The sequence below is a fragment of the Pseudonocardia sp. CA-142604 genome (genome assembly GCF_050948475.1).
In the GTDB taxonomy this organism is placed as follows: Bacteria; Actinomycetota; Actinomycetes; order Mycobacteriales; family Pseudonocardiaceae; genus Pseudonocardia; species Pseudonocardia alaniniphila.
Window position 1 is genome coordinate 4,515,540 of the sequence record NZ_CP192045.1, and the last position, 13,195, is coordinate 4,528,734.

Annotated in this window: 10 protein-coding genes; 4 read left to right on the forward strand and 6 right to left on the reverse strand. The window is 68.2% G+C overall.

Translation table 11 applies throughout. The features are described from left to right. Positions 1-27 precede the first annotated feature (27 nt). Both ACQPZQ_RS20405 and ACQPZQ_RS20410 read left to right on the forward strand, forming a co-directional pair. Complete coding sequence (locus ACQPZQ_RS20405; RefSeq protein WP_433298199.1) at positions 28-405, forward strand: hypothetical protein; 378 nt, start codon at positions 28-30, stop codon at positions 403-405. Then, entirely contained in the window at positions 402-1,790 is a 1,389-nt protein-coding gene (locus tag ACQPZQ_RS20410; RefSeq protein ID WP_433298201.1) for an APC family permease, read from the forward strand. The genes ACQPZQ_RS20405 and ACQPZQ_RS20410 overlap by 4 nt, the downstream gene beginning before the upstream one ends. Before the next feature lie 65 nt (positions 1,791-1,855). Here the strand turns inward: ACQPZQ_RS20410 and ACQPZQ_RS20415 are convergent, their stop codons facing one another. From ACQPZQ_RS20415 to ACQPZQ_RS20430, 4 genes are all read right to left on the reverse strand, one after another. Continuing rightward, complete coding sequence (locus ACQPZQ_RS20415; RefSeq protein ID WP_433298203.1) at positions 1,856-2,806, reverse strand: TauD/TfdA family dioxygenase; 951 nt, start codon at positions 2,804-2,806, stop codon at positions 1,856-1,858. Between the two features lie 566 nt (positions 2,807-3,372). After that, positions 3,373-4,617 (reverse strand): hypothetical protein, encoded by a 1,245-nt coding sequence (locus tag ACQPZQ_RS20420; protein WP_433298205.1) that lies wholly within the window; start codon positions 4,615-4,617, stop codon positions 3,373-3,375. 143 nt (positions 4,618-4,760) lie between these two features. After that, positions 4,761-5,531, reverse strand: a complete 771-nt coding sequence (locus ACQPZQ_RS20425; protein ID WP_433293464.1) for a hypothetical protein — start codon at positions 5,529-5,531, stop codon at positions 4,761-4,763. 1,814 nt (positions 5,532-7,345) lie between these two features. Further along, complete coding sequence (locus ACQPZQ_RS20430; protein ID WP_433298207.1) at positions 7,346-8,464, reverse strand: 5-methyltetrahydropteroyltriglutamate--homocysteine S-methyltransferase; 1,119 nt, start codon at positions 8,462-8,464, stop codon at positions 7,346-7,348. Positions 8,465-8,695: 231 nt separating this feature from the next. Here ACQPZQ_RS20430 and ACQPZQ_RS20435 point away from each other — a divergent pair, with 231 nt between their 5' ends. Together ACQPZQ_RS20435 and ACQPZQ_RS20440 are read left to right on the forward strand one after the other, a co-directional pair. After that, positions 8,696-10,051, forward strand: a complete 1,356-nt coding sequence (locus ACQPZQ_RS20435) for a hypothetical protein (RefSeq protein WP_433298209.1) — start codon at positions 8,696-8,698, stop codon at positions 10,049-10,051. After that, on the forward strand, positions 10,048-11,115 hold the full coding sequence (locus tag ACQPZQ_RS20440; protein WP_433298211.1) for a hypothetical protein: 1,068 nt from the start codon (positions 10,048-10,050) through the stop codon (positions 11,113-11,115). The genes ACQPZQ_RS20435 and ACQPZQ_RS20440 overlap by 4 nt, the downstream gene beginning before the upstream one ends. Here the strand turns inward: ACQPZQ_RS20440 and ACQPZQ_RS20445 are convergent. After that, positions 11,112-11,879: an MBL fold metallo-hydrolase gene (locus ACQPZQ_RS20445; protein ID WP_433298213.1), complete on the reverse strand. Its 768-nt coding sequence runs from the start codon at positions 11,877-11,879 to the stop codon at positions 11,112-11,114. The genes ACQPZQ_RS20440 and ACQPZQ_RS20445 overlap by 4 nt on opposite strands. A gap of 78 nt (positions 11,880-11,957) precedes the next feature. Beyond that, positions 11,958-13,121 carry a cobalamin-independent methionine synthase II family protein gene (locus ACQPZQ_RS20450; RefSeq protein ID WP_433298215.1) on the reverse strand — a complete coding sequence of 388 codons (1,164 nt, stop codon included), beginning with the start codon at positions 13,119-13,121 and terminating at the stop codon, positions 11,958-11,960. Positions 13,122-13,195: the final 74 nt, after the last annotated feature.

The following is a 13,195-nucleotide window of genomic DNA, read 5'->3' on the forward strand; positions in this document are numbered from 1 at the left end:
AGACCGGCTCGCCGAGAGGAGATCGAGATGCCACGCACGTCGAAGACCGAGGCCCCGCTGACCGTCGATGAACCCATGATCGAGGCTCGTTACGTGGAGCTGGGCGGTTACACGGTTGCGTTCGAGACCCACAAGATGGAGTTCGACCCGGCGCCGCTCTTCCGCGGCCTCCCCGATGATCGTTGCCAGTGCCCGCATTTCGGTGTCGTGGTCAGCGGCAAGGTCATCTACCGGTATGCCGACCGCGAGGAGACCTACGTCGCGGGAGACGCCTACTACAGTGCGCCCGGGCACCTGCCGCTGATGTTCCCCGACACGGAGCTGATCGAGTTCAGCCCGACGGATGCGCTCGATACCACGATGGCCGTGGTCAGCGCGAACATCGCAGCGGCGAAGGCAGGGTGACCACCGAGCGTCCGGTCGGCGGGGCCTGCGAGGACGGCGGGCTGCGCGAGTTCGGTTACCGGCAGGAGTTGCGGCGCAGTCTCACGTTGCGTGACCTGCTGGTTTATGGGCTGGTGTTCATGGTGCCGATCGCGCCGTTCGCGATCTTCGGTGTGGTGTTCAACGCGTCGATGGGGATGGTGCCGCTGACGTATGTGATCGGGTTCGTGGCGATGATCTTCACGGCGTTGAGTTATCGGGAGATGTCGCGGGCGTTCCCGATCTCGGGTTCGGTGTATGCCTATGCCGGGCGTGGGTTGCACCCGGCGGCCGGGTTTTTGGCGGGGTGGGCGATCCTGCTGGACTACCTGCTGGTGCCGACCCTGCTTTATGTCACCGGGGCGGCTGCGTTGGGTTCGGTGTTGTCGGGGGTGCCGGCGGCGGTGTGGGTGATCCTGTTCGTGGTCGTCAACACGGTGGTGAACCTGCGTGGGATCGAGACCACGGCGCGGACGAACAAGATCTTCCTGGTCGGCGAGCTGCTGGTGCTGGCGTTGTTCGTGGTGCTGGCGGTGGTGGCGATCTCCCGCGGGGTCAACGGGGCGAGCTGGACGTTCACACCGTTCTTCAACCCGGAGGTGTTCCAGCCCAGCCTGATCTTCGCCGCGTTGTCGGTGGCGGTGCTGTCGTTCCTGGGCTTCGACGCGATCAGCACGATGGCCGAGGAGACCAAGGGCGGGGCCCGGGTGGCGGGGCGGGCGACGGTGATCGCGCTGGCGATGGTGGCCGCGTTGTTCATCGTGCAGACCTACCTGGCGGCGCTGCTGCTGCCGGGCCAGACGGAGTTCGCCGGGGAGACGGCCACCAACGAGGCGTTCTACACCGTGGCCGACCTGGTGGGCGGAGCCTGGTTCAAGGTGGTGGTCGCCATCGCCGTCGCGCTGGGATCGGCCATCGCGAACGCCCTGGTGGCCCAGGCCGCGACGTCGCGGTTGCTGTTCTCGATGGCCCGTGACCGGCAGTTGCCGCGGTTCCTCGCCCACGTCCACCCGACCCGCCGCGTGCCGGAGCGGGCGGTGCTACTGGTCTCGGTGGTGAGCCTGGTGCTCGGGCTGTTCTTCGTGGGGCAGATCGGGTTGTTGTCGTCGCTGGTGAACTTCGGTGCGCTGTTCTCGTTCCTGCTACTGCACGTCTCGGTCGCCGCGTGGTACCTGATCAAGCAGCGGCAGCGGACCTACGGGTTGCACCTGATCGTGCCGCTGCTCGGGTTCGTGATCATCGGTTATGTGCTGGTCAACGCCGACGCCAACGCCAAGATCGGCGGGCTGGTGTGGCTCGCGGTCGGGGTGGTGGTGCTGGTCGTGCTGCGCATGACGGGACGCACGACCGAACTGAAGGTGGGTTGAGCCGATGGCGGACCTGGCCCGGAGCGATACGACCGCCGGGCCAGGTGACCGCCTGACTCCTCGAACTACGCGGTCGGCTCGTGGAGGCGTACGCGCAGGAGATGGCGTTCAGGGTCGGTGAAGGCCGTGCGTCCGTGCAACGCGATGTGGTTGTTGATGATCAGGATCCCGTCGGTGGGGATGACCAGCCGGATCTCGTCGGGGCCGTTGTCGAGCTTGTCGAGCACGGCGTCCAGAGCCTGCTGCACCTCGGGGGTCTGGAACTCCGGGTGCGCCGCGATGCCCCTGCGGATCCCGTTCTTCCGCCAGCGCCACATCGGCGTCTCGGCGAGAACGGGTGCGTAGAGGTAGCCGTCATCGGCGACGTTCCCGTACTGCTTGAATACTTCGGGAATCCGCCTCGGCAAGCTCGTCTCGGTGAGCACGTGAACCGCTGCCCGGCCCTCCGGGGTCTCCTCGAGCTGCTTCTTGACGACCCGGCCGTCGCGCAGGAGAGACAGCCCGCCGCCGCACTCGGCAGCGTGCACGGCGTAGAGGAAGAAGAATCGCTCGGGGATGGGAATCGACCCATTGTCGGTGTGATAACCAGCTTTGAGGTCGTTCTCCGAGAAGCTCGTGTGCCCCGACTTTTCGTCGCCACGGTTGCGGACGTCCCAGATCACATGGCTGAACGGGATGTTCGCGGTGGGGTCGCCGAGCAGCACGGCGAGTGCGAAGGCGCCCTTGCGCTTGCCGTCGAGGTCCGCCTCGCCCAGGCCGAGCTCCGGGATCAACACCCCGGCGGCCAGGTCGTGGTCGAATGCGCTGCGTATGCGGGCGGTGATGGCGGCCAGTCGCGGCGCGACCTCTCGAAGACGTGCTCGCAGGGCGGCAGGATCACGTGGTGGAGCCAAGTCCTCACCGTCGACGTCGTCACCGTAGTGATCGACCAGCGCCGCAACGATTCCGTCCTTTTCCGTGGCCCACCAGGATCGCTCGCCGGCTAGATCCAGCTCGACGATGCTTGTGGTCGACATGGCCGTCGACATGAAGATACCTCCCATATAATCGTGCCCGGCACACGATGCACCCCGCCGGATCACCCGAATCCGAGCGTAATCGCGCCCAGGTGATACTGCAACGATCGACAATGAATATCTCGGTTTACTCGCCGAGTTTTTTCGGCTTGATCGATAATTCGCGCCGCGATCATGTGCGGCTACGATTTCCGAGTCGACCGAGAGTATTCGAGCTATCCGGCGAGCTGCTGGACGACGCCGTCGTGGATGTCGACGGTGCGGATGGCGGGGCGGATGAGCGCGGGGCGGTGGGTCGTCATGACGACGGTGCGGCCCTGGACAAGGCGGGTGAGGGCCCGGACGACAAGTCGTTCGGCGTGGGAGTCGAAGCCTGCGGCGAGTTGGTCGAGGAGCGGGACGCCGCCGCGTCGACGCCGGCCGCCGGTCAGCTCGATCCCACCGTCGCAGAGTCGGGTGTCGAGGGCGACGCGCTCGCCGGTTCGGATGGTGAGGTCGAGGTGGTCCGGACGAGGGTGGCCGCGGCTAGGCCTCCGACCTGTCGCTGCAGGCCGCCACGGTGCCGGTCATGCGCGGACCAGCCGGTTGTGGTCCGCGCGTGCGGCTTGGCTGAGGTCGTGGTTGCTGAGGCCGGGGTGGATGCCGTGGTGTGCCATGGCGGTGAGGAGGTGGGGGGCGAGGTCGGGGTCGGCGTGGGTCATGGCGGTGAGGAGTCGGGAGAAGTGGCGGCGCTTGCGCAGGGTGTCGTCGGTGAGCCCGCCGGTGGTGTCGGTTCCGGTGTGGTCGAGCCCGCGTAGGAGCAGGGTGTCGAAGCGGGCGGGGTCGGTGCCGGTGGTGATGAGGTGGTGGCGGGCGCTCCAGCATGCTGAGGCCCAGACGGTGCCATCGGCGTGGGGGTCCTGGCCGGCGCCGCCGTGGAAGTGGGCCATGGTCCAGCGCGGATCCAGCCGGCGGCGGCGTTGGTCGTTGGTCGGGATGTCGCCGCGGTGCCAGCCGTAGATGTCGGGGGTGTTGAGCAGGATCGCGGTCAGCACGTCCGCGGTGCCCTCGTCCAGGGCGGTCTTCTTGTTGGTCTGTGCCCATGGGGGGCGCAGCCGGTTGAGCCGGAAGTCCGCGGTGTGGCGGCACACGTGGTGCCCGACCTCGTGATAGATGATCGCCGTGTTGTGCGCGGGGGCATGAAAATAGCGGCCCCCACCACCCCCGGCATCGGTTGTGGTCCGGCCGGTCTGCGGTATCGCGACGAACCCGGCGCCGCCGCCCAGGTGGATCTCCCCGGTCGGGGTCAGCGCGTCCGGGTCGGCCTGCGCGCCGCCGCCGGGCAGCCGGTAGTGGCCCCCGCCCCAGCGGCGCGGGTGCTCGTGCAGCCCGATCCGCACCACCAGCGGCGGTAACCGCCGCCCCAGCACCCGCCCCCACCAGCGCAACGCCCGCTGCACGTGAAACCCGGTGTGCACCACCCCGAACGCCCGCGCCGACCGCGCCGCCCCGGCCCCGGCCAGCGGGCCTCCACCCCCGGCCGGGTCACACACCAACGACCCACCCGTGAACAACTCACCCCCGCGTTCATCCAGCACGGTGACCTCGGGCAACACCAACCCCGCCGCCCGCACCGCCACCACCTCGAGCCCGACCTCCCGATACACCCCAGGCCCACCACGCCCATCAGGCAGATACACCCCCGCCGCCACCTCGCCCGGCATCCCGGCTGTCAGCGGCTCGGTGGTCAGCGGCTCGGTGGTCAGCGGCTCGGTGGTCAGCGGCTCGGTGGTCAGCGGCTCGGTGGTCAGCGGCTCGGTCGGGTCGTTCACCCCCGTGATCTGCGCGCCCGTGGTCCCCCCGATGTGTCCTGCCCTCTTCCCTGCCCTGTTCCCTGCCGTGTTTCCCCCGGTGTGTCCTGCGGTGTGTCCTGCGGTGTGTTGTGCGGTGTGTGGTGCGGTGTCCCCCCGCTGGTTCATGCCGGGACCGCCGCCGCGTGCTCACCCAGCAGGTCCAACGCCCCACCAGCGATCAACTCCGCCGGGGACAACACCGCCAACCCGGTCGCCGCCGCCGCCTCCCGCGCCGCCAACGGACTCGCGGTCACCAACCCCGACACCACCCGCACCGGGACCCCCACCTCACCCATGATCTGCGCCCCGGCCACCGCGGACAGCCCATCAGCCACCGCCAACACCGCACCATCAGCGAACCCGGCCAACCGCTCGGCCAACCCCCGCGTCTCGGCCTGCAACAACCCATCCGCGATCTCCAACACCACCACCGAGGCCCCCCGCGCCACCAGCGTGTCCCGGATCCCGACCATCGTCTGCGCCAACCGCGTCAACGGATACCCGAACGTCGAAGCCATCCCGAAATCCAGGAAATCCACGATCTCCCCCGCCCCGGCATCCTCATACATCCACCGGTCCTTCCCACTGCCCGAACCGGTCACCTTCCCCGCCCCCACACGCAACCCCGCCCGCGCCCAACCCCGGATCAACGCCGCCGCCGTGGTCGTCTTCCCCGCATTCATCGACGACCCCACCACCACGAACGTCCCCAACTCCGGAGCAGGCGCAGGAGCAGGGGCCGGGACCGGCAGCGCGAAGTCATCCAACGACAACCCCACCCCCGACACCCCCACCAACGACCCCACCACCTCCAACTGCGTGGGCTCACTCCGCCGCACATGCGCCGAGGCCACCACCCCGACCACCCCACCCGCAGTCAACAGATGCGCCACCGACCCCGACGGCAGATACCCCTCATAAAAGTCAGTCGCATACCGATTACCCAACGCCCCCACCACCACATCACCGGGATACAACCGCACCCGACGACCATGCACATTCTCCAAATGATCATGAGCCCCCACACTCACCACCCGAGCAACCACCAGATCACCCAACCGCGGCTCACGATCAACACCCCCCAACCACACCGCCCCCCGATCCGTGACCCCCCGCGTCACATAACTCCACTTCGCATCCGCAAACTGCTGCATCACTCCGCCCTCCCCGAGGCGCTGAACAAGATTTTCGGGCTCACGGCCCACCTCTGCTCATGAGGTGGCCTCGGGTCCGAACCCCCCACAGAAGTCCGACTGAAGTTCGTGGTGGTCATACCTCTGCCTGAACGCGTACTTCTCGGCAGGTCCCCTCGCATCGGCAGCAGACGGATGGCTGAACTGCGCCGGTGCGAATCCCTGCCGGTGCTGCCGTAGTACAACGTTCAACCCGAAGCTGTCCAACGCGATCTCTTCCGCATCCATTCCCGGTTGGCATATTTAACTGCGCGGGTGGCCATCCGGCGGCTCCTGGACCGACCACAGCGCATGTGGATCGTGCGCCGTCCGGACCGATGTGGACGACTCCGCTGAGGATTCGATCAGCCGTGGAGAAACGCCGGGCGAATGCCCTCGCGTCCGTCTCATGGAACTGTCCTCACACCATGTCACGGGAGGCCGGTCAGCGCGACCCGGCCGGGTTGCGGCCGGTGGTATGGGCTCTACCTGCGATGTTGTGCGCACGTGCCGTGTCGGCGACGACGAGATCGATCCCCCGGTGCTCAAGCTCGCCGCGAGCTCTCTACGTTCTTGCACTGTGCGCCGGGCGAGCACGCGCCCTGATTCGCAAGGATCTGAGGGGTCGGGTCGTGATCGGTCGAAACCCACGTCGCTCCTCTTCGTCAACAAATAGCGATCTCACCGACGGCCTACCCGACGATCGGCTTCACGGGATGTTGGCGGCCGCACTGTCAGTGACGATGACGGTTGTCCGGGTAGTTGCGTTTCGAGTCACGTGACCGAGAGCAGGGTACTCGTCCCACCCTCAAGAGGCAGCAAACCTCGCGTATCGCACAGGCAATTTCTCGAGCTGTGCACGCGGAGTGGAAAGATCCTCGATTCGCTCGCCGGTGATTCTGATCGATCGCGCGGAAAGGTCGGTTCCGCGCAATTGACCGGATACCTGCGACTCCATTCGGCGCTGCCGGCGCTGGCAGAAGGCGTGCCCGTCGCTCCGCTGTCGGCACCACTGCGCCGGAGTTTGGATCACCAGCACGAACACGTCCGTATCGATGAGCGGAGATCGAGTGGGAGGTCCGCGGAATCCAGCTTTCCTCGATGAAATGCGTAGATCTCCGTGGATCGAGCGCCCCCTGCGCGCGTTGCCGGGTGTGTACGGCACCGTAGTCGCCGCACACCGGGGGTTCTGCAGTGCGAGCGGGTCGGCCGTGACGGTCCGGTTCCGAAACCTGCCCGGGTCCCGGCGGGACCAGCGACGGCACGGCCGTGGACCTGCTCCACTCGCACGAGGCCGGGGCCGACCTGTGCTGCTCCGTATCCCAGGTCGAGTTCGTCTCTACGACGGGGCCGACGCGACGGAAGGGCGCACCGCTCGTCCACTCGAGCGATGCGCCCTGTCGTCAACACGATCGCGCCTCGCGGAGCCGTCCGCCGGATCGTCACCCGGACGCAGAGAGTGACGTCTCGTCCCGTGTCTCGGTCCGGCCGTTATGCGGCCGGCCTCTTACCCCGGTACGGCGGTGGGGGCGTCGTCATCCCCAGACTTCGTCGGCCGTCTCGACGAGCAGTGCGAGCTTTGCGCGTTGGTCGTCGCGGGTCAGGTCGTTTCCGTCGACGGTCGAGGAGAACCCGCACTGCGGGGAGATGCACAGTTGCTCGATCGGTACGTACTTCGCGGCCTGATCGATCCGGCGTTTGAGGTCGTCCTTGCTCTCGAGTCGTCCGTGCTTGGTGGTGACCAGGCCGAGCACCACCACCTTTCCGGGGGGCAGGAACCGCAGCGGCTCGAACCCGCCCGAGCGGGCGTCGTCGAACTCGAGGAAGAAGCCGTCGACCTCGAGTTCGGTGAACAGCGCCTCGGCGACGTAGTCGTAGCCGCCTTCTGCGGCCCAGGACGAGCGGTAGTTGCCCCGGCAGAGGTGGACGGTGACGGTCAGTTCGTCGGGACGGTCGCGCAGGGCGGCGTTGATCTGGCGGATGTTGACCAGGTGCTGGGTCTGCGGGTCTCCGCCCTCCTCGGCGAGCAGCGCCCGCTGCTTGGGGTCGTTCAGGTAGGCGAGGCTGGTGTCGTCCAGTTGCAGGTAGCGGCAGCCGAGCTCGAACAGGCCGCGCACCTGCTGGGCGTACGCCGCGGACAGGTCGTCCCAGAACTGGTCGATGTCGGGGTAGATGGCTTCGTCGATGGCGGCGCGCCCGCCTCGGTAGTGGACCATGCTCGGGGACGGGATCGTCTGCTTGGGCACGGCGGTGGTGGTCATCGCACGCAGCGCGGTGAAGTCGTCGCCGAAGATCGTGTGCCGCAGGTGCAGCCGTTCGGCCACCCGCAGCGCGGCCGGGGTCCACTCCAGCACGCCCTCGGCGTTCTCGAAGCGCACCGGACGGATGCCGTCGGTGGTCGTCATGCCGCCGAGCTGGTGGATGAAGTCCATGTGCCACAACGTCCGGCGGAACTCGCCGTCGGTGGCGGCGTGGAGCCCGAGCTCCTCCTGCATCCGCACCGCGCCGAGGATGGCGGCATCCTCGACGACGCGTAGCTCGGCCGCGGTGATCCGGCCCTCGGCGCGGTCGGCCCGTGCGCGCAGGAGCTCCGGCGGGCGCAGCAGGCTTCCGACGTGGTCGGCTCGGAAGGGCGGAGAAGTACGGGGCGTCACGCCGTCACCCTAGAAAACTCCCGAGATGTGCGACTCGCGCCTTTGACGCCAGTTGCCCGGCCGCGTGTCCCGCGCCGGGTACGTCGAATGTCCCGGTGCACGGAGCCCCCGCCCGGCCCCGGACGGGCGAATTCCTGCCTGATGCACGGTCGGTGGTCGTCCGGCTACGCTTGTCCGGGTCGGGTCGTCAGCCGTCAGGGCTCGCTGGACGGGGTAGAGCGAGGGACCACAGTGGACGAACGGCGCGCTGTCTCCAACTCCCTCGGTCCGATCGCCGACTCCTACGACGAGCTGCAGTCCATACCCGAACTTCTCGCCGTGGCACGCAGCACGCAGGGGATCGCCCCCGGATCGGCCTGGCAAGCCGTGCGCGCGCTGTTCCAGGGCATCGAGATAGCCCTGGTCGCGCTGGAGCAGGTGACCGCCGTGCTGAGGCGGTCCTGCACGGAGGACGACCCGCCCGGCGTCGCGCGAGCGACGGAGTGGCTGGACGCGTTCGGCAGGACGTGGGTGGACCTCGCGTGGCGGATGCGCGACGTCGCGGACGATCTCCAGTCCGGTGGCGACGGGCACCGCATCGACGTCTCCATCTCGCCGAACTGGAAGCGGCTGCACGAGGCGGAGGCGGGCCTGAACGAGCTCCTGCTCCCGTTGGTCGAACGCATCGACCTCGATCCGCAGCTGCGCGAACGGCTCACTCTCGACCTGCTCAACTACCTGATGCTCCAGCGCATCGGCCTGGAGTACGCCGTGGTGGAGGGAGCTCCCGCCCCCTACGGCGAGTTCCTCCGGCCCGACGCGATCCGCGCGGTCGTGCTCGAGCGCAGGCTCGAGCACGACAGTGAAACGGTCTTCCTGCAGTTCCGTACGGCCCACCAGATCCCCGAGATCCTGATCGAGGCGGTGAACGACCACCTGGAGGTGGCGGTCGGCCGCCTCCAGGCGAAGGACTGCATGGCGTCGCTACCGATCCTCCGGCGCGCCGACCGGCTGCTCGATGCCGTTGTCGTCGCCGCGGGCCTGCTGGCCGACAACCTCCGGTGCAGCGAATACCACGAGATTCGGGAGAACCTGGGCCTGACCAGTGGCAGCCATTCGGTCGGCCTGCACTACCACCTGATGCGCGACCTGTACCCCCAGCTTCGGGAGACCGTTGCCGGGATGCACGACGCGCACGACCCGGGCACGGGACTCGTGCGAAGCCAGGTGCGGTCGATCGGTCTTCACCTCGACCGCTGGCGCCTCGCCCACCTGAACCTGCCCAGGAACAACCTCGGCGGAGCGGGTACCGGCACCCGCAGCCTCACCGGGGCGCGCGACGCCCTGCTGGTCGTCGGCCGGATGCGGGACCGCCAGCAGGACGCGGCTACCGAGGGGGCTGCGCCCATCGGATTCCGGGCGACCGACTGGGACACCGGCGCGCTGGCCCTCGGGCCGCTCGAGCGCCGCCTCCTCGCCAGGGTCGCGGAGCGCACCCAGGAGCGCTTCCGGGACGTGCAGGAAAGACGTGGTTACTTCGCTGCTGGTTCCGCGTTTCAGCCGCCGGCTGAGCGGATTGTTCGGCCGGAGGGGAGCACACGGACTTGAGCGGCGCTTCTGTTGGCGACTGGTTGCGTGAGACTCGGCAGCGGATAACGGCAAAAGACATCTTCCTGGTGGTCGCCGGTGCGGCGATCGGGTTCGGCCTGGACACGTTGATCGACAACGACCCGTCCCTCGGCGCCTTGATGCTCGCCGCCGCCGGCCTGGCCGTGGTGAGCGGCATCTCGGTGGCCCGTCTGCGGTCCGAGGCCGCCACCGCGTTGCACGATGCCCAGGAGGCGGCGGCTCAACAGCTCGCTGAGGTGAAGAGCGAGATCGACGATCACCATGCGCAGCTGCGTGAGGAGCTCGAGGCGCACCTGGACTACGTCCACGCGGCGGTGTTCTTCGTGGAGGAAGCGCGTCGCAACGGGCGCGGACGGCGAGGGCAGCTGGGCTACGACACCGCGACCGCGGCCGTCAGACAGGCGCGGAACAGCATCTTCGTCATCGGCGACTACTCGCCGCCCCCGGACGAGGGCCCGGGATTCACCCGCCAACCGCCTGCGAAGCGCTCCGAGTACCTGTCAGCGATCGAGACGATCCTCACGGACCGGCTGAACGCCCATGACGCCTCGCTGCCGCGTCTCGTCTACCGCCGGTACGTGCAGCGGCCACTGGACATCTACAACGGCGTGAAGAGCCGGGAGACGGCCAGCCAGCAGCACGGCATCATCCTCACCCGCGACGACATGGCGGGCGACGAGCAGATCTTCGAGCATTGCCAGCGCATCCTCGACATCAAGGCGTCGGCCGACCGCATCCGCGGGGCGAAGGTCGACATCGACCTTCGCCTCATACCGTTCCTGCCCAACTGTCCGAGCCTGCTCCTCGTCGACAGGCGCGAGATGCAGTTCACGATCCCCACCCGCATCGACCAGCCCGGCGACCATTACGGCGCCGCGCTCGGCCTGCACGGCGTGCTCGTCATGCACGACCACGCCCGAGGTGCCAAGGTCTGCGGCCACTTCGAGGACCTCTTCATGCGGCTGAAGGACTTCTCCGTCTTCATCAAGGGGGTCTCCGCGGAGGACTCCATGGTCGTGACCGCACCCCAGAGCGCGGGCTAGACGCTGCGCGCCGGCGCTTCGTACTCCCAGCGTTCTCCCGGCGGCAGGCAGACGACCTCGAGCCTCGACGATGCCGTGGCCGCGAGGGCCTTGGCGTCCTCACCCGACCCGTGGCGGCGGAAGATCAGCGAGAGCGGGTCGTCGGCGTGGGCGTCGTGGACGGGAACGAGCACCCGCGCACCCAACGCGTTCGCGCCGGCCACCGCCTCCCTCGGTCCCATCACGAGCGGTGGCCCGAGAACCGGCCGCAGTCCGTTGACCGGCAGCAGCGCCACGGATACCGCCGGAGCCCCTGTGCGGTAGCGCTCCAGCAGCCCCACGTCCGCGATCTCGCCGCCGAAGAAGACGCGAGTGGGCCCACTGCTGAGCACGTAGGCGTTGTTGCGCCACACCAGGGTTCGCCCGGCGGGAACGGCCTCGATCGACAGCGTCGGTGCGAGCTCACGCTTCTCGTCCCAGCGCAGCTGCTCCACGTTCCGATACCCCAGGGCGCGAGCCTGGCGCTCCATCAGCCGTGCGCTGACGTACACGGGCGTGGAGTCCTTGTGGCGGTACTCCTTCAGCGCTCGCAGGTCCCAGTGGTTCGCCGCGAAGCTGGTGGCGACGATGGCCGTCAACGGCGGAAGGTCGGCGACGGGCAGGCCGAGTGGCTCGCCGCGGCGCAGGTACCAGCGTTCGGTGAACCAGGGGTCGGTGAGGACGGTGTGCCCGTTCAGTTCGAGCAGGACGCACGCGTTGGCGACCCGTGTGACGGTGAGATCCATGCGTTGACGGTGCCGGTTCATGTGCACATGAAGTCAAGTGCTCGGCAACCGGAACCGCGGCACGGCCTCGTCGACCCGTCAGGTGCCCCACAGTTCGCGGCTGGCGATGTCCGCGCCCGCCCGCAGTGCCTGGAGCTTCGCCCAGGCCACGGTGGGAGCCACCAGCGTCCATCCGGCGAAGGTCCCGAATCCGCAGTCAGTGCTCGCGATCACCCTGGTCCGGTCGCCGACCGCGTCCACAGCACGCAGGATCCGCTCCGCGACGACCTGCGGATGCTCCACGAAGTTGGTCTTCACGTCGACGACGCCGGGGATGAGCACCATCGAGTCCGGAAGCGGGTGCCGCTTGAACGCCTCGTACTCGTGGTAGTGGCGCGGATTGGCGAGCTCGAGCGACAACGCTCCGACGCGCGCCTCGTACAGCAGCGGCAGGATGTCGGCGAGTGCGACGTCGTTGTCGTGCGGGCCGTCCCAGTTGCCCCAGCAGACGTGCAGGCGCAGGTGTTCCGGAGGGATGTTCTGGACGGCCTCGTTGATGGCGTCGATGTGGAGCTCGACGACCTCCAGGAAGCGCGACAGCGGATCGTCCTGGAACAACCCGACGCGTTCCATGGCGAGGTCGGGGCAGTCCAGCTGGAGCAGGAAGCCCTGGCCGTGGATGAACTCGTACTCCTTGCGCAGCTCACGGGCCACCGCCCGCACGTAGTTCTCGTGTGAGTCGTAGTAGCCGTTGAGCATGGTGGTGGTGACGATGCCGGGGGAGGCCGCCGTCATGAAGCGGTCGCGGTACTGCCCGTGGCGCGCATCGCTGGCCCGGTGGAAGAGATCGCACTCCTGCTCGGCCTCGCCGAGACCGGTGTACTGCACCTCCGCGACGGCCTGCGGGGCGTCGAACACCTTCGACGTGACCCAGCCGCGCTTCTGCCACAGCTCGCCGTAGTCGGGGTAGCGCACGAAGTCGGCGAACGCCGGGCGGGAACTCGCGCCGCCGAACCCCGACATGCGCAGTGCGACGTAGGTCTGGAAGCCGACGCGGGGCTGCTCGCCGTCGTTGATGACGTCGACACCCGCGTCGATCTGCTCACCGACGACGTGGTCGACGCCTTGGTGCGCGACGCGACCGAACTCGTCGTCGGGCACGGTCTCGCCGCGTTCTTTGCGGATCAGGATGTCCTCGAGCTCCGCGCTCCGGGGGAGGCTCCCCGTGTGGGTCGTCAGGATGCGATCTTCGCTGAGTTGCATCGTTGCTCCCTTCAGCTCTGCTGCCGACAGTGCGTGTGGCGGCAGGGCAGGGTCAATCGGCCGAGTGGGGCCGG